We start from the raw sequence: 21,412 nt of genomic DNA on the forward strand, positions 1-21,412 counted from the left end.
AGATGCCGGAAATCGCCAACTACACCCTGAATTTCGGTCCCCAGCACCCGTCTGCCCACGGCGTGCTGCGCCTGGTCCTCGAGATGGACGGCGAGACCGTCGTGCGGGCCGACCCGCACATCGGCCTGCTGCACCGTGCCACCGAGAAGCTGGCCGAGAGCAAGCCCTACAACCAGTCGATCGGTTACATGGACCGGCTCGACTACATCTCGATGATGTGCAACGAGCATGCCTACGTGCGCGCCATCGAGCAGCTGCTGGATCTCGAGATCCCGGAGCGGGCCCAGTACATCCGCGTGATGTTCGACGAGATCACCCGCATCCTGAACCACCTGCTGTGGCTGGGTGCCCACGCGTTGGACATCGGCGCGATGGCGGTGTTCCTGTACGCCTTCCGCGAGCGCGAGGACCTGATGGACTGCTACGAGGCGGTCTCCGGGGCGCGCCTGCACGCGACCTACTACCGCCCCGGTGGCGTTGCGCGGGACCTTCCGGACACCATGCCGCAGTACGAGCCCTCCAAGTGGCACAGCGAGCGCGAGGTTAAGCGCATGAACGAGGCCCGCCAGGGCTCGCTGCTCGACTTCCTCGAGGACTTCACCAACCGTTTCCCCAAGTACGTCGACGAGTACGAGACGCTGCTGACCGACAACCGCATCTGGAAGCAGCGCACGGTCGACATCGGCATCGTCAGCAAGGAACGCGCGCTGCAGATGGGCTTCACCGGCCCGATGCTGCGCGGCTCCGGCGTGGAGTGGGACCTGCGCAAGCACCAGCCGTACGCGGTCTACGATCAGCTCGACTTCGACATCCCGGTGGGGGTGAACGGCGACTGCTACGACCGCTACCTGGTGCGCGTCGAGGAGATGCGCCAGTCCAACCGCATCATCCGCCAGTGCATCGACTGGCTGCGCAAGAATCCGGGGCCCGTGATGGTGGAAGACCACAAGGTGGTCCCGCCGCGCCGCGAGGAGCTCAAGGCGGACATGGAGTCCCTGATCCATCACTTCAAGCTCTTCACCGAGGGGTATACCCTGCCCGAGGGCGAGGCATACGCGGCGGTGGAGCACCCCAAGGGCGAGTTCGGGATCTACCTGGTCTCCGACGGGGCCAACAAGCCCTACCGCCTGAAGATCCGCGCGCCGGGCTTCGCGCACCTGTCGGGGCTGGATGAGATGTCGCGCGGCCACATGCTGGCCGACGTCGTGGCGATCATCGGCACCCAGGACATCGTATTCGGAGAGGTCGACCGCTGATGAGCGAAAGCAAGCTGGATCTGCTGACCGAACACTCCCGCGAGGAGATCGATCAGTGGCTGTCGCGCTACCCCGAGGACCGCAAGCAGTCCGCGGTCCTGGCGGCGCTGCGCATCGTGCAGCACCAGAACGAGGGTCACGTCACCGTCGACCTGATGGACGCGATCGCCGAGTACCTCGAGATGGAGCCGATCTCCGTCTACGAGGTGGCCTCGTTCTACTCGATGATCGAGACCAAGCCCTGTGGCCGCCACCACGTGTCGGTATGCACAAACATCGCCTGTTCGCTGATGGGGTCCGACGAGATCGTCGAGCACTGCGAGCGGAAGCTCGGGATCAAGACCGGCGAGTCCACGCCGGACGGACGGATCCTCCTGAAGAAGGAGGAGGAGTGTCTTGCGGCCTGCGGTGGCGGGCCGATGATGCAGGTCGACCATGTCTACTACGAGAACCTGACGCCGGAAAAGGTCGACGAGATTCTCGACAAGCTGGATTGACGCCATGAGTTTCAACAAAGCCAGTTCGACAGCCGTCTGCTTCGCCACGCTCGATCACGAGAAGCCGTGGTCGCTCGAGGCCTATCTCGAGTCCGGCGGCTACCAGGCCTGGAAGAAGATCCTCGAGGAAAAGACCGACCCGGCGCTGATCATCGAGGAGGTCAAGACCTCGAACCTGCGTGGCCGGGGCGGCGCCGGCTTCCCGACGGGGCTCAAGTGGTCGTTCATGCCGCGCAACGCGCCGGGACAGAAGTACATCGTCTGCAACTCGGACGAATCCGAGCCCGGCACCTTCAAGGACCGCCAGATCCTGATGAACAACCCGCACGCGCTGGTCGAGGGCATGGCGATCGCCGGCTACTCCATCGGCGCGACCATGGGCTACAACTACATGCGCGGCGAGTTCTCGGACCTGGTCTTCCAGCGCTTCGAGCAGGCCGTCAAGGAAGCCTACGAGTACGGGATGCTCGGCAAGAACATCCAGGGGTCGGGCATCGACTTCGACCTGGCCGGCTCGCTGGGCGCCGGCGCCTACATCTGCGGCGAGGAGACCGCGCTGCTCGAGTCGCTCGAGGGCAAGAAGGGCCAGCCGCGCTTCAAGCCGCCGTTTCCGGCGAACTTCGGCCTCTACGGCCGACCGACCACGGTCAACAACACCGAGACGCTGTCGTCCATCCCGGCGATCATGCGCAACGGCGGACAGTGGTTCGCCGACCTGGGCGTGCCGAACAGCGGCGGCGTGAAGATCTGGTCGGTCTCCGGCCACGTCAACAAGCCGGGCGTGTTCGAGATCCCGATGGGCACACCGTTCGCCGAGCTGCTGGAAATGGCCGGCGGCATGCGCGACGGCAAGCGCTGCAAGGCCGTGATCCCGGGCGGAACCTCCTCGCCGGTCATCCCGGGCGAGATCATGCTCGAGACCAACATGGACTACGACTCGATCGCCAAGTCCGGCACCTTCCTGGGCTCCGGCGGGCTGATCGTCATGGACGAGGACACCTGCATGGTCAAGGCGTTGCGCCGGATCGCGCAGTTCTACTACCGCGAGTCCTGCGGCCAGTGCACCCCCTGTCGCGAGGGGACCGGCTGGCTGTTCCGCATGCTCAACCGCATCATCGACGGCAAGGGCAAGCTGGAGGATCTCGACCGCCTCGACGACGTGGCCAGCAAGATCGAGGGGCGCACGATCTGCGCCTTCGGCGATGCGGCCGCCACGCCGGTAAGGAGCTTCATCAAGCACTTCCGCCCGGAGTTCGAGTACTACATCAAGCACGGCCACAGCATGGTCGATGGCAAGGCCGACGCGGCGTGAGCCGCGGCCTGCAACCAGGTTCCCAGGTATGAGTGACGAGCAGATTACCTTCGAAGTCGATGGCATGACCCTCCAGGGCAATCCCGGGGACATGCTGATCGAGGTGACGGACAAGGCCGGGATCAACATCCCGCGCTTCTGTTATCACCGCAAGCTGTCGATCGCGGCGAACTGCCGCATGTGCCTGGTCGAGGTCGAGCGCGCGCCCAAGCCGTTGCCGGCCTGCTCGACCCCGATCTCCGAGGGCATGAAGGTCTCGACCCGCAGCCCCAAGGCGATCAGCGCCCAGCGCTCGACCATGGAATTCCTGCTGATCAACCACCCGCTCGACTGCCCCATCTGCGACCAGGGCGGCGAGTGCGAGCTGCAGGACGTGGCCATGGGCTACGGCGAGGGCGTCGGCCAGTACTCCGAGGCCAAGCGCGTGGTCAAGGACAAGGACATCGGCCCGCTGATCGCCACCGACATGACCCGCTGCATCCACTGCACCCGCTGCGTGCGCTTCGGCGAGGAGATCGCGGGCCTGAAGGAGCTGGGCGCGACCGGTCGTTCCGACCAGATGGAGATCGGCACCTACATTTCCAAGAGCGTGACCTCCGAGCTCTCGGGCAACGTCATCGACCTCTGCCCGGTCGGCGCGCTGACCGCCAAGCCGTCGCGCTACACGCACCGTCCCTGGGAACTGGTGCAGCACAAGCACGTCTCCACGCACGACGCCTTCGGCTCGAATCTCTACCTGCATACCCGGGAGGCGCAGGTGATGCGCGTGGTTCCGCGTGACAACGAGGCGGTCAACGAGACCTGGATCGCCGATCGCGACCGGTTCGCCTACACCGGCCTGGTCACCGAGGATCGCCTGACCCGCCCGATGGTCAAGCGCGACGGGGAATGGCAGGTCGCCAGCTGGGAAGAGGCCCTGGAGGCGGCCGCCAAGGGCATCCAGGAGATCGTCAACCAGCAGGGCCCGACCGCGCTGGCTGCGCTGGTCTCGCCCAACGCGAGCATCGAGGAGCAGTACCTCGCCGCGCGCATCGTCCGCGGCATGGGCTCGAACAACATCGACCATCGCCTGCGGCAGACCGACTTCTCCGGCGATGCCAACGACCCGGTCATGCCGTGGCTCGGGATGGACATCCCCGCGATCGCCGGCCTCGACGCGGCACTGACCGTCGGCCTGGCGGTCCGCGAGGAGGTGCCGCTGTTCGGTCACCGCCTGCGTCAGGCCGCGCTGGACAACGGCGCCCGCCTGACCCTGGTGCACCCGTACCGCCAGGCGCTTACCTTCCCGGCCCGCCAGGTGGCCTCGGACGAGGCCGGCGGCGGCCAGCTCGGCACGCTCGTCGCGCTGGTCCGCGCCGCCGGGGGCGAGATCCCCGCCTCGCTGGCCGACTGGCCGGAGACCCCGGTCGACGAGGCCTCGGCCATCGTCGAGGAACTCAGGGAGGGTGGTCAGAGCGCCATCTTCCTCGGCGCGGTCGCGCAGAACGCCCAGGAATTCGCCGCCATCCGCGCGCTGGCCGGCGAGCTGGCCCGCCTGACCGGCGCACAGCTCGGTCTGCTGGCGCAGGGCGGCAACGCCGCCGGTGCCTGGCTCGCCGGCGCGGTGCCGCACCGCAGTGCCGGCGGTGCCGAGGCCGTCGGCCATGGCCGTACCGCCGCCGAGCTGCTCGCCGAGCCCAGCGACGCGATGATGCTGCTCGGCGTCGAGCCCGAGCACGACAGCGCGGCCGGGCAGGCGGCGCTGGCCGCCCTGGAGAAGGCCGCCTGCGTGGTGGCGATCTCCAGCTACGTCACGCCGGCCATGAAGCGCTACGCCGACGTGCTCCTGCCGATGGGCACCGCGGTCGAGACGGCCGGGACCTGGGTCAACGGCGAGGGACGCTGGCAGTCGGTCAACGGCGCCGTCCGGCCGCTGGGCGAGTCGCGCCCGGCCTGGAAGGTGTTGCGCGTGATGGGCAACCTGCTGGACCTCAACGGCTTCGACTACATGGCGGTCACCGAGATCCGTCGCGAGCTGCAGTCCCATTGCCAGAACGTGGCGCTGAACAACCGTCCCGTGGACCTCGACCAGGCGCGTTTCGAGCTGCCGGACCGTGCAGCCGGGCAGGGCGGTTATCGCCGCGTGGCCGCCGTCGGCATGTACGCCGGTGACCCGGTCGTACGCCGTTCGCCGGCACTGCAGGCCACCGAGAAGGCCGAGACGCAACGCCACGTGCTGGTCAACCCGTCCGACGCCGAGCGCGAGGGCTGGGAAGACGGCGCCACGGTGTCCGTCGAGCAGGACGGGGCGAAGGTGGAACTGCCGCTGCGCATCGATGACAACGTCACCCCGGGCACCGTGGTGGTGTTCAGCGGCACGCACAGCGATGCGCTGGCACCGCGCAGCGGCCGGGTCGAGATTCACATGGAGGTGGCCGCATGATCACCGAATGGCTTTCGCCGGTCATCGGCTGGATGTCGCCCGGCTGGCAGTACTTCGTCGTCCACGTCCTGCTGACGCTGGTCATCGTCATGCCGATCGTGCTCGCCGTCGCCTACCTGACGCTGGCCGAGCGCAAGGTGATCGGCTACATGCACGTGCGCATCGGCCCCAACCGCGTCGGTCCGCGCGGGCTGTTCCAGCCGTTCGCCGACGTGTTCAAGCTGATGTTCAAGGAGGTGATCACCCCGACGGTCGCCAACAAGTTCATCTTCTACCTCGCGCCGGTCCTGATCCTGGTCGCCGCGCTGGTGGCCTGGGCGGTCATCCCGTTCGACGACGGCTGGGTGCTGGCCGACATCAACGCCGGCCTGCTGTACGTGCTCGCCATCGGCGCGGCAGGGGTCTACGGCGTGATCCTCGCCGGCTGGGCCTCGAACTCCAAGTACGCGCTGCTCGGCGGGATGCGCTCGGCGGCCCACAAGGTGGCCTACGAGTTGGCCATGGGCTTTGCGCTGGTCGGCGTGCTGATGGTCTCGGGCAGCCTGAATCTCTCCGAGATCGTCCGCGGCCAGGACGGCAGCCTCCTGCACTGGTACTGGCTGCCGCTGCTGCCGATGTTCGTCGTCTACTTCGTCTCCGGCGTGGCCGAGACCAACCGCGCGCCCTTCGACATCTCCGAGGGCGAGTCCGAGATCGTCGCCGGCTTCCACGTGGAGTACTCCGGGATCGCCTTCGCGCTGTTCATGCTGGCCGAGTACGCCAGCATGATCCTGATCTCGGCGCTGGCCGCGGTCCTGTTCCTCGGCGGCTGGCTGTCCCCGTTCCAGGGGACCTTCCTCGAGCCGGTGTTCGCCTTCGTGCCGGGCATCGTCTGGTTCCTGCTCAAGATCTCGTTCCTGCTGTTCGTGTTCATCTGGCTGCGGGCGACGTTCCCGCGGTTCCGGTACGACCAGATCATGCGCCTGGGCTGGAAGGTATTCATCCCGCTGACCATCCTGTGGATCGTGGTCGAGGGCGTGTTCTTCTATTTCGAACTCGGCCCGTGGTTCGGCTAAGGGGTAGCTTGCTATGAACGCGATCAAGCATTTCTTCAAGACCTGGTTCCTGTGGGAGCTGTTCCTCGGCATGTCCGTGACCGGCAAGTACTTCTTCGGTCACAAGTACACCGTGCAGTACCCGGAGGAGAAGACCCCGCAGTCGCCGCGCTTCCGCGGCCTGCATGCGCTGCGTCGCTACGCGAACGGCGAGGAGCGCTGCATCGCCTGCAAGCTCTGCGAGGCGGTCTGCCCGGCACTGGCGATCACGATCGAGTCGGAGCAGCGCGAGGACGGCACCCGCCGTACCACTCGCTACGACATCGACCTGTTCAAGTGCATCTACTGCGGCTTCTGCGAGGAGGCCTGCCCGGTGGACTCCATCGTGGAAACAAGGGTTTACGAGTACCACTTCGAGAACCGTGGCGAGAACATCATGACCAAGGACAAGCTCCTCGAGATTGGTGACCGCCTCGAGCCGCAGATCGCGGCCGACCGTCTCGCGGACGCCGCGTACCGCTAGGCGGTTTCGGGATACCCGCGGGCGCCGGGACGTGGTAACGTCCGCCGGCGCCAGGCGCGGGTGAAGGGAAAAACAACAGATACAAAGGTCAACCGGCTACGGGGCGGTGATCCGCCTCCAGCAGAAGGATAGTCATGTCGCTCTATCAGATCCTCTTCTACGTGTTCGCCTCGGTGGCGGTGATCGCCGCCGCCCGGGTCGTGACGGTGAAAAACCCGGTGCACGCGGCGCTCTACCTGGTGCTGACGTTCTTCTCCACCGCGCTGATCTGGGTGCTGATGGAAGCCGAGTTCCTCGGCATCGTGCTGCTGCTGGTCTACGTCGGCGCGGTCATGGTGCTGTTCCTGTTCGTGGTGATGATGCTGGACGTCAACCTCACCCCGCTGCGCGAGGGCTTCGTCCGCAACCTGCCCATCGGCGTGTTCGTCGCCTTGGTGATGATCATCGAGCTGGGCCTGATCCTGGGCCCGGCGAGCTTCGGCCTGGAGCTGTACCCCTCGCCCGAGCCGGCCCCGGCGGACGCCGGCAACACGCTGGCGATCGGCCAGGTGCTCTACACCGAGTTCGTCTACCCGTTCGAGATCGCGGCGTTCATCCTGCTGGTGGCCATCGTCGCGGCGATCGCCCTGGCACAACGTCGCCGGCCGGGCGTGCACTACCAGGACATCGACGCCCAGGTGCGGGTCCGTGCCGCCGACCGGGTGCGCATCGCCGAACTCGATGCGGAGAAGACGCGCCGCGGCGACATCGCCGGGGACGGGGCCAACAAGGAAAAGGAAGAGTCATGATCAGCCTGTCCGAATTCCTGATCTTCGGCGGCCTGCTGTTCTCGATCAGCGTCGCCGGGATTTTCCTCAACCGAAAGAACGTGCTCGTGCTGCTGATGGCCATCGAGCTGATGCTGCTCGCGGTCAACGTCAACTTCGTGGCGTTCTCGCACTTCTCCGGCGACATCGACGGCCAGGCGTTCGTCTTCTTCGTGCTGACGGTGGCCGCGGCCGAGGCGGCGGTCGGGCTGGCAATCCTCGTCACCCTGTTCCGCAACCGGCGCACGATCAACGTCGAAGACCTGACCGAGATGAAGGGCTGATCCCATGGAAATGATGTATCTTGCCGTCGTGCTCGCCCCGCTGATCGCCTCGATCATCGCGGGCCTGTTCGGGCGCCAGATCGGTCGGGCCGGCGCGCACTGGGTGACCATCATCGGCGTCGCCATCTCGTTCGCCGCCTCGCTGTACGTCTTCTACATGCACGTCTTCGGCGGGCTGCCGACGTTCGACGGCACCGTCTACACCTGGATGGCCTCGGACCTGTTCGAGTTCAACATCGGGTTCCTGGTCGACAACATGACCGCGATGATGATGGTCGTGGTCACCGGGGTCTCGCTGATGGTGCACATCTACACCATCGGCTACATGCACGACGACCCGGGCTACCAGCGCTTCTTCAGCTACATCTCGCTGTTCACCTTCTCCATGCTGATGCTGGTGATGGCGAACAACCTGCTGCAACTGTTCTTCGGCTGGGAGGCCGTCGGGCTGGTCTCCTACCTGCTGATCGGCTTCTGGTACAAGCGCGAGTCGGCCATCTTCGCCAACCTCAAGGCCTTCCTCGTCAACCGGGTGGGCGACTTCGGCTTCCTGCTCGGGATCGCCGCGATCCTGATGTACGCCGACACGCTGCACTACGCCACGCTGTTCGAGCGGCTGCCCGAACTGGTCGACATGAAGGTCGAGTACCTGCCGGGCGTGGAGTGGTCCGTCGTGACGGTCATCGCGATCCTGCTGTTCATCGGCGCGATGGGCAAGTCGGCCCAGGTGCCGCTGCACGTGTGGCTGCCGGACTCCATGGAAGGCCCGACCCCGATCTCCGCGCTGATCCACGCGGCGACCATGGTCACCGCCGGCATCTTCATGGTGGCGCGCTTCTCGCCGCTGTTCGAGCTCTCCGATGCCGCGCTGTCGTTCATCCTGGTCATCGGGGCGATCACCGCGCTGTTCATGGGCCTGCTCGGCATCGTGCAGAACGACATCAAGCGCGTGGTCGCCTACTCGACGCTCTCGCAGCTCGGCTACATGACCGTCGCGCTGGGCGTGTCGGCCTACAGCCCGGCACTGTTCCACCTGATGACCCACGCCTTCTTCAAGGCGCTGCTGTTCCTTGCCGCCGGTTCCGTGATCATCGCGCTTCACCACGAGCAGGACATGCGCAAGATGGGCGGGCTGGCGAAGAAGCTGCCGATCACCTTCGTCACCTTCCTGATCGGTGCGCTGGCGCTGATCGGCTTCCCCGGCACGTCGGGCTTCTACTCCAAGGAGTCGATCATCTACGCGGTCGAGGCCTCGACCCTGCCGGGCGCGACGTTCGCCTACTGGGCCGTGTTCGCCGGCGTGTTCGTCACCGCCTTCTACACCTTCCGCATGATGTTCCTGGTGTTCTTCGGCCAGCCGCGCATGAGCGACGAGGAGTACTCCCACGTCAAGGAAACGCCCAAGGTGGTCACCGTGCCGCTGATCCTCCTGGCGGTACCGTCGCTGGTGATCGGTTTCCTCGTGATCGAGCCGATGCTCTTCGGCGGCTACTTCGACGACTCGATCCGCGTGCTGGCCACCCACGGCGCGATGGCGGCGATCGAGTCGAAGTTCCACGGCGCGTGGGACATGTTCCTGCACGGCTGGGCGACCTCCGTGGTCTGGATGGCGCTGGGCGGCGTCGCACTGGCCGCCGTGATGTACCTCGGCGTGCCGAAGACCGCCCCGGCGGCGGCCGCCAAGGCACTGGCCTGGCCGCGCCGGGTGCTCGAGGAGGGCTACGGCTTCGACTCGTTCAACAACACCGTGATCGCCGGCGGCTCGCGCCTGCTCGGCCGCGGGCTGTGGCGCGGCGCCGACCTGCGCGCGATCGACGGCTGGCTGGTCAACGGCTCTGCGGACCTCATCGGTCGCATGGCCCAGCTCTGGCGCCGTGCCCAGACCGGCTACCTCTACCACTACGCGTTCGTCATGATCCTCGGCCTGATCGGCCTGATGACCTGGATCGTGTTCCTGAACCCGTAACGACAGAACACTTAGAAGGATAACGGTTCGATGCTCACTTCCTGGCCGATACTGAGCCTGCTCGTCTGGCTGCCGATTGCCGCCGGTCTTGCCGTCATGCTGTTCGGTGAACGCCGTGCCGACGGCGCGCGGTGGTTCTCCCTCACGGTGTCCGTGGTGGTCTTCCTGGTCAGCCTGCTGCTGATCGTGGGGTTCAACACGTCCACCGCGGCGATGCAGTTCGTCGAGCACGTGCCCTGGATCCCGGCCTTCGGCATCAACTACGCGCTGGGCGTGGACGGCATCTCCATGCCGCTGATCGTGCTGACCACCTTCACCACGGTGCTGGTGGTGATCGCGGCCTGGGAAGTGATCAAGGACAAGGCGCACCAGTACCTGGCCGCCTTCCTGATCATGGAAGGCATGATGAACGGCACCTTCGCCGCCATGGATGCCATCGTCTTCTACTTCTTCTTCGAGGGCATGCTGATCCCGATGTTCATCATCATCGGGATCTGGGGTGGTCCGCAGCGCGTGTACGCGACGATCAAGTTCTTCCTGTACACCTTCCTCGGTTCGGTGTTCATGCTGGTCGCGCTGATCTACATGTACTTCCAGGCCGGCAGTTTCGCCATTCCGGTGTTCCATGACCTGAAGCTGGGACTGACCGAGCAGATCCTGATCTTCCTGGCGTTCCTGATCGCCTTCGCGGTGAAGATCCCCATGTGGCCGGTGCACACCTGGCTGCCGGATGCCCACGTCGAGGCGCCCACCGGCGGCTCGGTGATCCTGGCGGCGATCATGCTCAAGATCGGCGGCTACGGCTTCTTGCGCTTCTCGTTGCCGATGACCCCCGACGCCGCGGCGACGCTGGACTGGCTGATGATCGCGCTGTCGCTGATCGCCATCGTCTACATCGGCCTGGTGGCCATGGTCCAGTCGGACATGAAGAAGCTGGTGGCCTATTCGTCGATCTCGCACATGGGCTTCGTCACGCTGGGCATGTTCGTGATCTTCATGATCGTGGCCAACCCGGACAACCCCTCGGCCAGCGGCGTGACCCTGGCGCTCGAGGGCGCGATGGTCCAGATGGTCTCCCACGGCCTGATCTCCGCGGCGATGTTCCTCTCGATCGGCGTGCTCTACGACCGGCTGCACACCCGGGACATCTCGGCCTACGGCGGGGTGGTCAACACCATGCCCTGGTTCGCCGCGCTGGTGGTGCTGTTCGCCATGGCCAACGTCGGCCTGCCGGGCACCTCGGGCTTCGTCGGCGAGTTCATGGTCATCCTCGCCTCGTTCAAGGCCAACTTCTGGATCGCCCTGGCCGCGGCCCTGACGCTGATCATCGGCGCGGCCTACACCCTGTGGATGGTCAAGCGCGTGATCTTCGGCGAGGTGAAGAACGAGGGCGTCAAGACGCTCGAGGACCTGAACTTCCGCGAGGCATGGATCCTGGGCGTGCTCGCCTTCCTGATCATCCTCATCGGTGTCTGGCCGAACCCGCTGGTCGAGGTGATGCACGCTTCGATCGAGAACCTGGCGCAACAGGCGCTGACCACCAAGTTGTAAGACGTTCCCTATGACACTCGCCTCACTGAACCTGCAACCGGTCCTTCCCGAAATCGTCCTCGCGGCGATGGCGTGCCTGATCCTGCTCGTCGACCCGTTCCTGCCCAAGCGGGGACCGTCGGTGAGCTTCGGCCTCTCGATCCTGACGCTGATCGCCCTGTTCGTGATCACCCTGGTCCAGATGGACGAGGGCGTGCGCATGAGCTTCGGCGACATGGTGGTCAACGATCCCATGGCCGACGTGATGAAGCTGTCGGTCTACGTGCTGGTCGCGGCGGTGTTCGTCATCTCGCGGGCCTACCTGCGCCAGCGCGGCATCGACAAGGGCGAGTACTACATGCTGGGCCTGTTCGGCGTGCTCGGCATGATGATCACCATCTCGGCCAACCACCTGCTGCTGCTCTACCTGGGCCTGGAACTGCTGTCGCTGTCGATGTACGCCATGACCGCGTTCAAGCGCGACGACGGCCGGGCCTCCGAGGCGGCGATGAAGTACTTCGTCCTCGGCGCGCTCGCCTCGGGCATCCTGCTCTACGGCATGTCGCTGCTCTACGGCGTGACCGGTGACCTCACGCTGACCGCCATCGCCGATTCCGTCGCCGGCGGCGAGGACTCGATCGTGCTCAAGGCCGCCGTGGTGCTGATCGTGGTCGGCGCGATCTTCAAGATGGGCGTGGCGCCGTTCCACATGTGGCTGCCGGACGTCTACGAGGGCGCCCCGACCGCGGTGACCATCTACCTGGCCGCCGCCCCCAAGATCGCCGCGCTGGCGCTGATCCTGCGCCTGCTGGTCGACGGGATGGGTCCGCTGTTCGCCGACTGGCAGCCGATGCTGATCGTCGTCGCGATGCTCTCCATGGCCATCGGCAACGTGGTGGCCATCGCGCAGTCGAGCTTCAAGCGCATGCTGACCTACTCGACCATCGGTCACGTCGGCTTCATCCTGCTCGGCGTGCTGGCCGGCACGGCCGCCGGCTACTCCGCGGCACTGTTCTACACCATCGCCTACGCGGTGATGACCATCGGCGGCTTCGGCATCATCCTGCTGCTGGCCCGCCAGGGCTTCGAGGCCGAGGAGCTCGACGACCTCAAGGGGCTCAACGACCGCAGCCCGGTGATGGCCTTCGTCTTCCTGCTGCTGATGTTCTCCATGGCCGGCATCCCGTTCACCTTCGGCTTCTGGGCGAAACTTGCCGTGCTGCAGGCTGTCGTAGGGGTCGGGCTGTGGTGGCTGGCGACCTTCGCCGTGGTCACGGCCGTCATCGGCGCCTTCTACTACCTGCGGGCGGTGAAGATGGTCTACTTCGACGAGCCGGTCGACCGCAGTCCCATCGAGGCGGACGTCAACGTGCGCGGCGTGCTCGCCCTGAGCGGCATCGCCATGCTGGTGTTCGGCCTGTACCCGACCGGGCTGACGGCACTGACCGCCGGCGCGTTCGGACTCTGAACCTGCCGGGCCCCGTGGCCCGGGCAAACACAACGAGGTCTCCATGGTCCCCGACTGGATCGTCATCGTCTACCTGCTGGCACTGCTCGTCCTGGCCAACCTGCCGTTCGTCAACCAGCGGCTGTTCCTGGTCGTCCCGGTGGCGGCGCCCGGCAAGCTCAAGTCGTTCTGGTGGCGGCTGGTCGAGTGGGTGGTCTACTTCGTGATCGCCATGGGGCTGGGCCTGTACCTCGAGTACGCGCTCACGGGCATCGAGGCGAAGGACTGGATCTTCTGGGCGGTGGCGGCGAGCATCTTCGCCGTGTTCTCGGCGCCCGGTTTCATCTGGCAGTACCAGTTGCGCAAGTACCTGCAGGCCTGATCGCGGTCGGGGGCCTCGCCGGGCCCCGTCGGGAAAGACCGCCAGTCGAGCATGGCTCGCTGGCGGTTTTTTCGTATTGGATGTGGGCGTGGCGTGGTCGCTCTGCCGAGCGCGGGGTCGCCGTCCATCGTGGCACGGAGAGCGGTGACTATCCCCGCCGGCCCGTTCCGCGATGCTCTGTCATCGATCGCCGTGGTTGCCGGGCTCGTCGCGGGATGTCGTCGTGGCTGCGTTGCCGTCGTGCGCGGCCTCGGTCGACGTGTCAACATCAGCGGCCGGTGGATAGACCAGGCTGGCCGGGCGCTGACGGACGAGGTGCCAGTAGGCCCGCAACAGGTTGAGCGGACGCGAGATACGCGTTCCGCGCGCCCGCAGGGCGACGTTGAGGGCGAGGGCGAAGCTCACCGTCAGGTTGACCGCGCCGATCAGCAGCACGAAGCCCAGCAACAGGGCGAACATCAGCGGCCCGGCGAATTCCTGCGACATGGCGTAGCCTAGGTCCGCCGAGGAGAACGCCACGTGGCGGATGTCGAGCGGCAGACCGAGCAGGTAGCCCACGTAGCCGGTCGAGCCGAGCATGATGCCGAAGGCGAAGTTGCTGATCAGGGCGCCGTAATGGCCATCGATGTAGGCCGCCAGACGATGGCGTGTGCCTTGCGGCAGCAACCGTCGCAGCAGCGGGTGTTCGCGCAGTCGCGCCTCGAGGCCCAGATAGGCGGCGCGATTGTCGAAGAAGCCCGCGATCAGGCCCGAGAGGAACAGCCAGACGCCGGCAATGGCGGCGTAGAGCAGCGCCAACCCGGTCACGGGGTTGATGCCCTCGAGGATGTAGTCCGCCCGCTCGGGGCTGATCAGCGCCGTGCCGGCCTGTTGCTGCCACCACCAGGCGATCAGGAAGGCAAGCGAAAGGGCGGCGATCACGTTGCCGGCGATGGCGACGAACTGGGTGCGTCCGACGCGCAGCAGCAGGTCGGCGAGCTTGCGGGGATTCGCCCGGCCGCGCTCGCCCAGCTCGACCTGTTCGGCGATGCTCGCCGCCGTCATGGCCGGCTGCTTGGTGGCCACCGTGCCGTGCAGGATGTGGATCAGGACGAAACCCAGCCCGTAATTGAGACTGACCAGGACGGTTTCGGGCAGGCGCGCGAAGCCGCTTTCCAGGATGTGGATCTTGATCAGGGCCATCACCGCGATGACCAGCCCGCCGGCCAGCCCGGAGGCCAGCATTCGGAAATAGGCGGGGCGGTCGCCGGCGATGTAGTGCTCGCCCTTGTCGCTGGCGTTCTCGGTGACGCTGCGCGCCAGTTGACGCACGCTGCGGCGGATCAGCGGGCGGATGCCGTGGCGTTCGGCGCTGGCCTCGACCAGCTCGGTGAACAGGGTGGTGGCCCGTTCGCTGCACTGCTCGCAGGCCTTGGGATCGAGGATGTCGAGCAGGCGCTCGATCCGGGCGATGGTCTGGCCGAGCCGTTCGAGCAAATGCGTCAGCGCGATGCTGGTCCCTCCGCTGACCGCGCGCCGGCGCAGGCGCTCGACCTCCTCACGGCACTGCTCGAGCAGCACGCGGATGTGGGCGTCGTCGTGGAAGTCCTTGAGCTTGCCTTCCAGCCAGCCGACGTAGTCGCGCACGTAGGCGCCGACCTCTCGCTGCAGGGCGATGAAGCTGGAATCGCGGGTGGCCATGCTCGGGTCGAGGCGCAGGATGTCGGGCTCGAATTCCTCGGCGGCGATCCAGATGGCCAGCATCTCCACGGCGTAGAGCGCCTCGCGGGTCAGCCGGTCCCTGCCTCTCTGCCCGGTCTCGTCAGGCTCCCACGGCCAGAGCGTGCGCATCAGCCGTTCCCAGCAGGCCGGCGGCACCTGCGCCACCCAGTCGGGATCGTCGGTCTCGTGGAAGGCGAGGTAGAACACGTCTCGCGCATTCATCGGGTCGGCAGGCGCCGGGTTCAGGCGTTCGTAGACGCGTTGGCCCAGCTCGCGCAGAAAGCCGCGCCGGGAGAACAGGCCCAGTCCCGCCAGGATCTGGAAGAAGCGTGCCTGGTCGAGCCACTCCCCTAGGCGCTCGTGAAGGGCCTGCTGCGCGTCGGGGTCGGCTTCGAGAGCGGCCTGCAGTCCCTCGATGCGGTCGATGGCCGACGCGGCATCCTCGGCCGGGCCGGGACGCAGCCAGTCGATGATGGCGACCAGCGTGCCGACGGGATCGTCCGCGTGGCGTTCGGCAAGTGTCCGGAGCAACTGCTGGGGCATGGGGCGATCCTGTCGGAAGAGGGCGGTCGGTTCAGAGGCGTCGGGCCATCTCCTCGGCGCGGGCCAGGTACTTGCCGCGCTGGAACAGCAGACGCCAGCGGCGACCGCCCACCTGGTCGAAGAGAATCGTGGCGCGCACGCCGGCGAGCAGCAGGGCGCGCACCGTCGAGGAGATCTGCAGGTCCTCGAGGTGGTGCTTCTCGCCGTTGATGACGAACTTCTGCGGCAGGTTGCTCAGGGTCGAGCGATAGAGGTTGTTCAGGTCGGCCATCAGGCCGCTGTCGGCACCGTGCTGGTCGAAGGCGGGCTTGAGCTCCTCGAGGCGGGAGAACAGCTTTGCCGCCATCTCGTCATCGCGACGGAAGGCCTTGGTGACCGCGAACAGGGTGACCACGTAGCGGGTCAGTTCCAGATCCCTCGGTTCGCGGGACTTGCCGGCCAGCAGCTCGGTCAGGCGTTTCATGCCGAAGCGCACCCCGGGCAGGCCGCCGTAGATGCTGGCCGTGTCCGGCGCGTCGAAGGCGAACAGCGACCCGATGCTCGCCTCGAGCGCCTGCTGGTCGGCGACGCGGCCCTCCCAGGCGAGCGTCTGGATCAGTTGCACGGCCTGGGTCATGCCGGCCATGGCGATGAGCTGGTCGTCGATGCTTGAGGCCATTGTCTCGGATATCTCGGCGTTGGGTTCGAATCAGCCCCCGGGCAGGGCGCGGGTGATCACCGCGCCGCCCAGGCACAGGGGGCCATCATAGAACACGATCGACTGACCCGGCGTGATCGCCCGCTGCGGGTTCTCGAACCGGGCGATCAGCCGGTCGCCGTCCTGCTCGATCTCGACGGCCTGGTCGGGTTGCCGGTAGCGGATCTTGGCGGTGACGGGCCGGTCGGCCGGCGGCGGCTCGATCCAGTGGACCTGCTCGGCTTCCAGTGCCGGGGCGAACAGGGCGGGGTGGTTCTTGCCCTGGGCGACCAGCAGGACGTTGCGTTCGAGATCCTTGCCCACCACGTACCAGGGCTCGTCGCCGTGCGTCTTGAGCCCGCCGATGCCGAGCCCCTGGCGCTGGCCGATGGTGTGGTACATCAGCCCCTGGTGGGTGCCCAGGCGCTCGCCCTCGAGCGTCTCGATCGGCCCCGGCTGCGCGGGCAGGTAGGTCTGCAGGAAGTCGGCGAAGCGCCGCTCGCCGATGAAGCAGATCCCGGTCGAATCCTTCTTCTGCGCGGTGACCAGGCCGTGCTCGGCCGCGATCTCGCGCACGCGCGGCTTTTCCAGCTCGCCCAGCGGGAAGTACGCCGCGCCGATCTGCTCGCGGGACAGGGCGTGAAGGAAGTAGCTCTGGTCCTTGTTCTCGTCGACCCCGCGGGCCAGGTGCACGCCCCGCGCGTCGTCGATTCGACGGGCGTAGTGGCCGGTGGCGATGGCATCGGCGCCCAGCTCGCGGGCGTGGTCGAGGAAGGCGCGGAACTTGATCTCGCGGTTGCAGAGGATGTCCGGGTTGGGCGTGCGCCCGGCGCGGTATTCGTGCAGGAAGTGCTCGAAGACGCGGTCCCAGTACTCCGACGAGAAGTTGACGTAGTGGAACTCGATGCCGAGGCGATCGGCCACCGCCATGGCATCGAGCATGTCGTCCTTGGCCGCGCAGTACTCGTCGTCGTCATCGCCCTCCCAGTTCTTCATGAACAGGCCCTCGACCCGGTAGCCGGCGTCCTTGAGGAGCAGGGCGGCCACCGAGGAGTCCACGCCGCCGGAAAGCCCCACGACGATGCGCGGGGCGTCGGCCGGGGCCGGGGGGATGATCGGTTGCTTGCTGGTGTCGGTCATCGGATCGAATGGATCAGGTCGAGGGGGAAACGCCGCCCGCGCTCGAAGTCGCGGATCGCGGCGACGACGAACGGCGAGCGGTGCGGGACGGCCGAGGCCTCGATGGCCCGGCGCGTCATGAAGCGCGCCTCGATGATGCCGTCGTCGAGCGGCTCCTCGTCGGGCTCGCCATCGATCTCGCCGATGATCGCCACCCGCAGGATGCGCCGCCCGGCCGGCGGGTTGTCGTGGTACAGGCCCAGCAAATGCTGCGGTTCGAAGGCGAAGCGGGTTTCCTCGCGCACCTCGCGGACCACCGCCTCGAGCAGGCTTTCGCCGGGCTCGACGTGGCCGGCCGGCTGGTTGAGGCGCCGCTCGCCGCGAACCGACTCCTCGACCACGAGGTAGTGGTCCTCGCGGCAGGCGATGCCGGCGACGGTGAGACCCACCAGGGGGCGTTCGGTGGTGTTGATCGACATGGCGGCATTATACCGGTGTGTGCAAGGACCCCCGCTGCTCACTCCTCCTCCCGCTTTGCCTTCCACTCGTAGAGCAGGTCCAGCGCCTCGCGGGGGGTGATCTCGTCCGGGTCGAGCGCGTCGATCGCCTCGAGCAGCGGGTCGGGCTCGGCCTCCACCGGGGGCGCGGAAGGCTCGGCGGCGAACAGGTCGAGCTGTGGGGCCTGCGCGCCGTGGCTGCCCTGCCACTCCAGCTTTTCCAGCAGCCCCCGCGCGCGACGGATGGCGGGGCGGGGCAGGCCGGCCAGCCGGGCGACGTCGATGCCGTAGCTCTGGTTGGCCGGGCCCTCCTTGACCCCGTGCAGGAAGACCAGCTCGCCGTTGTGCGTGATCGCCTCGAGGTGCACGTTCACCAGCGTCTCGAACTGCTCGGCCAGCGTGGTCAGCTCGAAGTAGTGGGTGGCGAACAGCGTCATCGCCCGGTTCTTCTGCAGCAGGTGCTCGGCGACCGCCCAGGCGAGCGCCAGCCCGTCGAAGGTCGAGGTGCCCCGGCCGATCTCGTCGATCAGCACCAGCGAGCGCTCGGTGGCGTGGTGGAGGATCTCGGCGGTCTCGGTCATCTCCACCATGAAGGTCGAGCGCCCCGAGGACAGGTCGTCCGAGGCGCCGATCCGGGTGAAGATCCGGTCGATCGGGCCGATCTCGGCGCTCTCGGCCGGTACGTGCGCCCCGGCGTGGGCCAGCAGCACGATCAGGGCGGTCTGGCGCATGTAGGTGGACTTGCCGCCCATGTTCGGCCCGGTGATCAGGAGCATGCGCCGGTCGGGTGCCAGCTCGGCGTCGTTGGGCACGAACACCTCGTCGCTGTTGGCCTCGACCACCGGGTGGCGTCCCTGGCGGATGTCGATGCCGGCGATCCGGCGGAACGACGGCGCCACCCAGTGCTGACGCTCGGCGACGTCGGCCAGGGCGGCCAGCGTGTCGAGGTCGGCCAGCGCGTCGGCCCGGCGGCGGAGCTCGGCCTGCTGTTCGGCCAGCGTGCCCAGGAGCGACTCGAAGCATTCCTTCTCCCGGGCCAGCGCCTTCTCCCTAGCGGTGAGCACCTCCTGCTCGAAGGTCTTGAGGGCGGGGTTGGTGTAGCGCTCGACGGACTTGAGCGTCTGGCGGCGGGTGAAGCTCTCCGGCATGCGCGCCGACTGGCTGCGCGGCACCTCGAAGTAGTAGCCGTGCACCCGGTTGTAGGCGAGCTTCAGGTTTTCCACCCCCGACTGCATGCGCGCGTCCTGCTCCATGGCGGTGAGCGTCACGTCGGCCCGCTCGGAGAGCCCGCGCAGGCGGTCGAGCTCCGCGTCGAACCCGGCCGCGATCACCCCGCCGTCGCGCAGCCAGACCGAGGGCTTCTCGGCGACGGCCGCGTCCAGCAGCTCGCGCGCGGCCGGCAGGTCGGCCAGTGCCTCGGCCAGCGACCGGATCAGCGGCTGCTGGCAGTCGGCGAGCAGGGCGGTGAGTTCCGGCAACTGGTGCAGCGAGTCGCGCAGGGCGGCGAGATCTCGCGGTCGGGCGGTGCCCAGCACGATGCGCGTGGTGATGCGCTCGATGTCGTTGACCTGGCGCAGGCAGGCGAACAGCCCGGCGGGCAGTTCGCGTTCGCGCAGCTCGGCGATCGCCTGGTGGCGGGCGGCAAGCTGCCCGTGGTCGCGCAGCGGCCGGGCCAGCCACTCGCGCAGGCGCCGGGCGCCCATGCCGGTGGCCGTGCGGTCGAGCAGCCCGATCAGCGAGCCGCCGCGGTTGCCCTGGCTGTCCTCGAAGAGCTCCAGGTGGCGACGGGTGTGCACGTCCAGCAGCAGGGCATCCCCGGTCTGCTCGACGGCCAGCGAGTCGATGTGCCCGATGTGGGTCTTCTGCGTGTCGGTGACGTACTGCCAGAGTGCCCCGGCCGCCCCCAGCGCCGCCTCCAGCGGTTCGCGGTTGTCGGCGTGGATGCCGAAGCCGGAGAGATCGCGGGTGCCGAACTGGCGGCACAGCCGCTCGACGGCCGTGTCGGCGGCGAAGTGCCAGTCCGGGCGCTCGCGGGCAGGCGCGCCGTCCCGCCACAGGCCGGCGGTCAGCTCGTCGAGGGTCACCCCCTCGGGAAGCAGCAGCTCCCGGGGGTCGATGCGCGCCAGCTCGGTGGCCAGCTCGTCGGGCCCCTCGGGGGCCATGACCGCGAAGCGCCCGCTGGACAGGTCCAGGTGCGCCAGTCCCAGCCGGACCCGCCCGCGCCTTCGAGCCACGGCCACGGCGGCCAGGCGCGCGGCCCGGCGCTGTTCGAGCAGGGCCTCGTCGGTGACCGTGCCCGGGGTGACCACCTTGACCACCTCGCGCTGCATCGGCCCCTTGGCCTGCACGTCGCCGACCTGCTCGCAGATGGCGACCGACTCCCCGGCCTTGAGCAGGCGGGCGAGGTAGGACTCGTAGGCGTGGACCGGCACCCCGGCCATGGGAATCGGCTCCCCGGCGGAGGTGCCGCGCTGGGTGAGCGTCAGGTCGAGCAGGCGGGCGGCGTGACGCGCGTCCTCGAAGAACAGCTCGTAGAAGTCGCCCATGCGGTAGAACAGCAGCACGTCGGGGTACGCTTGTTTGATGCGCAGAAACTGCTGCATCATGGGCGTGTGGGCGCTGAGGTCGGGGCTCTCGTCGGCCGGCGCGGCACCCGGCGTCTCGCCGGATACGTCGATGGATGCGGGGTTTGTGCTCATGCGCGCCATTGTAAACAATTCGGTCCCCGTGCACGGGGTCGCGACGCGGCTGGATTTCGCAGGATGAGCGAGCAGAACGGACAACCCGGCAATCCGCCCGGCTGGACCCCGCCGGGGGAGTTGACTGCCGATATCACGCGGCGCGAGCAGCGCATCGCCTGCCTGGCCGAGGCGCTGGAGGCCCGCGGGATGCGCGTTGCCACGGCCGAGTCCTGCACCGGCGGACTGATGGCGGCCAACCTCACCGACCGGCCGGGCAGCTCGCAGTGGTTCGACTGCGGGTTCGTCACCTACAGCAACCAGGCCAAACAGCGGGACCTGGGCGTGCCGGCGCACGTCCTGGCCGAGGCCGGGGCGGTGAGTGCCGAGGCGGTCGCGGCGATGGCCGAGGGCGTGATTCGCCGGGCGGGCGTCGAGTACGCCGTGGCGATCAGCGGGGTGGCCGGTCCGGGCGGCGGCAGCGAGGCCAAGCCGGTCGGCACCGTCTGGCTCGGCTGGGCCTGGTGCCCGCCGGTCGCCGCGGACGGCAGCCGCCCGCCCGGCGCGCAGACCTTCACCGCCCGCTACCGGTTCGAGGGCGACCGCCAGGCGGTGCGCGAGGCGGCCGTGGACGTGGCCCTGCGCGGCCTGTGCGCGCACCTCGGCGGCCACGACTGGGACGAGTCGGCCGCCGGGGCGTGGTCGGACGCCCACTGGCCCGTCGCCGGACTGAAGCTGT

18 protein-coding genes are annotated in these 21,412 nt (G+C 67.6%); 13 read left to right on the forward strand and 5 right to left on the reverse strand.

Features of this window, described 5'->3' with window-relative positions; all coding sequences use genetic code 11:
• Positions 1–2: 2 nt before the first annotated feature.
• The 12 genes from ACLFMY_RS00975 (at position 3) to ACLFMY_RS01030 (ending at position 13,459) form a co-directional block, all read left to right on the forward strand.
• Positions 3–1,256 (forward strand): NADH-quinone oxidoreductase subunit D, encoded by a 1,254-nt coding sequence (locus ACLFMY_RS00975; protein WP_410762637.1) that lies wholly within the window; start codon positions 3–5, stop codon positions 1,254–1,256.
• Positions 1,256–1,753, forward strand: coding sequence for an NADH-quinone oxidoreductase subunit NuoE (nuoE, locus tag ACLFMY_RS00980; RefSeq protein WP_410762638.1), 498 nt, complete (start codon positions 1,256–1,258; stop codon positions 1,751–1,753). The genes ACLFMY_RS00975 and nuoE overlap by 1 nt, the downstream gene beginning before the upstream one ends.
• Before the next feature lie 4 nt (positions 1,754–1,757).
• The gene (gene nuoF, locus ACLFMY_RS00985; protein WP_410762639.1) at positions 1,758–3,065 is read left to right on the forward strand and encodes an NADH-quinone oxidoreductase subunit NuoF; all 1,308 of its coding nucleotides are present in this window, start codon (positions 1,758–1,760) and stop codon (positions 3,063–3,065) included.
• 28 nt (positions 3,066–3,093) lie between these two features.
• A complete protein-coding gene (gene nuoG / locus ACLFMY_RS00990; RefSeq protein WP_410762640.1) occupies positions 3,094–5,487 on the forward strand; it encodes an NADH-quinone oxidoreductase subunit NuoG in 2,394 nt (797 codons plus the stop codon).
• 32 nt (positions 5,488–5,519) lie between these two features.
• A complete protein-coding gene (gene nuoH, locus ACLFMY_RS00995) occupies positions 5,520–6,542 on the forward strand; it encodes an NADH-quinone oxidoreductase subunit NuoH (RefSeq protein WP_410762654.1) in 1,023 nt (340 codons plus the stop codon).
• 13 nt (positions 6,543–6,555) lie between these two features.
• Complete coding sequence (nuoI, locus tag ACLFMY_RS01000) at positions 6,556–7,044, forward strand: NADH-quinone oxidoreductase subunit NuoI (protein WP_125198713.1); 489 nt, start codon at positions 6,556–6,558, stop codon at positions 7,042–7,044.
• A gap of 134 nt (positions 7,045–7,178) precedes the next feature.
• A complete protein-coding gene (locus ACLFMY_RS01005; protein ID WP_410762641.1) occupies positions 7,179–7,832 on the forward strand; it encodes an NADH-quinone oxidoreductase subunit J in 654 nt (217 codons plus the stop codon).
• Positions 7,829–8,134 (forward strand): NADH-quinone oxidoreductase subunit NuoK, encoded by a 306-nt coding sequence (gene nuoK, locus ACLFMY_RS01010; RefSeq protein ID WP_372591989.1) that lies wholly within the window; start codon positions 7,829–7,831, stop codon positions 8,132–8,134. Before ACLFMY_RS01005 ends, nuoK begins: the two co-directional genes overlap by 4 nt.
• 4 nt (positions 8,135–8,138) lie before the next feature.
• Positions 8,139–10,100: an NADH-quinone oxidoreductase subunit L gene (gene nuoL / locus ACLFMY_RS01015; RefSeq protein WP_410762642.1), complete on the forward strand. Its 1,962-nt coding sequence runs from the start codon at positions 8,139–8,141 to the stop codon at positions 10,098–10,100.
• 30 nt (positions 10,101–10,130) lie between these two features.
• The gene (locus ACLFMY_RS01020) at positions 10,131–11,651 is read left to right on the forward strand and encodes an NADH-quinone oxidoreductase subunit M (protein WP_410762643.1); all 1,521 of its coding nucleotides are present in this window, start codon (positions 10,131–10,133) and stop codon (positions 11,649–11,651) included.
• Between the two features lie 10 nt (positions 11,652–11,661).
• The gene (gene nuoN, locus ACLFMY_RS01025) at positions 11,662–13,098 is read left to right on the forward strand and encodes an NADH-quinone oxidoreductase subunit NuoN (RefSeq protein WP_410762644.1); all 1,437 of its coding nucleotides are present in this window, start codon (positions 11,662–11,664) and stop codon (positions 13,096–13,098) included.
• Between the two features lie 43 nt (positions 13,099–13,141).
• Complete coding sequence (locus tag ACLFMY_RS01030) at positions 13,142–13,459, forward strand: DUF2818 family protein (protein WP_410762645.1); 318 nt, start codon at positions 13,142–13,144, stop codon at positions 13,457–13,459.
• Between the two features lie 180 nt (positions 13,460–13,639).
• Here ACLFMY_RS01030 and ACLFMY_RS01035 read toward each other — a convergent pair whose 3' ends face one another.
• The 5 genes from ACLFMY_RS01035 to mutS are packed head-to-tail and all read right to left on the reverse strand — an operon-like array spanning position 13,640 to position 20,694.
• Entirely contained in the window at positions 13,640–15,703 is a 2,064-nt protein-coding gene (locus ACLFMY_RS01035; protein ID WP_410762646.1) for a site-specific recombinase, read from the reverse strand.
• A gap of 31 nt (positions 15,704–15,734) precedes the next feature.
• The gene (locus tag ACLFMY_RS01040; protein ID WP_410762647.1) at positions 15,735–16,361 is read right to left on the reverse strand and encodes a lysogenization protein HflD; all 627 of its coding nucleotides are present in this window, start codon (positions 16,359–16,361) and stop codon (positions 15,735–15,737) included.
• 30 nt (positions 16,362–16,391) lie between these two features.
• Positions 16,392–17,519, reverse strand: coding sequence for a tRNA 2-thiouridine(34) synthase MnmA (mnmA, locus tag ACLFMY_RS01045; RefSeq protein ID WP_410762648.1), 1,128 nt, complete (start codon positions 17,517–17,519; stop codon positions 16,392–16,394).
• Entirely contained in the window at positions 17,516–17,977 is a 462-nt protein-coding gene (locus tag ACLFMY_RS01050; protein ID WP_410762649.1) for an NUDIX domain-containing protein, read from the reverse strand. The genes mnmA and ACLFMY_RS01050 overlap by 4 nt, the downstream gene beginning before the upstream one ends.
• A 38-nt stretch (positions 17,978–18,015) precedes the next feature.
• Complete coding sequence (gene mutS, locus ACLFMY_RS01055) at positions 18,016–20,694, reverse strand: DNA mismatch repair protein MutS (RefSeq protein ID WP_410762650.1); 2,679 nt, start codon at positions 20,692–20,694, stop codon at positions 18,016–18,018.
• A 63-nt stretch (positions 20,695–20,757) separates the two neighbouring features.
• Between mutS and ACLFMY_RS01060 the strand changes: the two genes are divergently transcribed.
• Positions 20,758–21,412, forward strand: a 655-nt coding sequence (locus ACLFMY_RS01060) for a CinA family protein (protein WP_410762651.1), incomplete at its 3' end; no start/stop codon positions are given.

The sequence above is a fragment of the Guyparkeria sp. genome (assembly GCF_046545975.1).
Taxonomy (GTDB): Bacteria; Pseudomonadota; Gammaproteobacteria; order Halothiobacillales; family Halothiobacillaceae; genus Guyparkeria.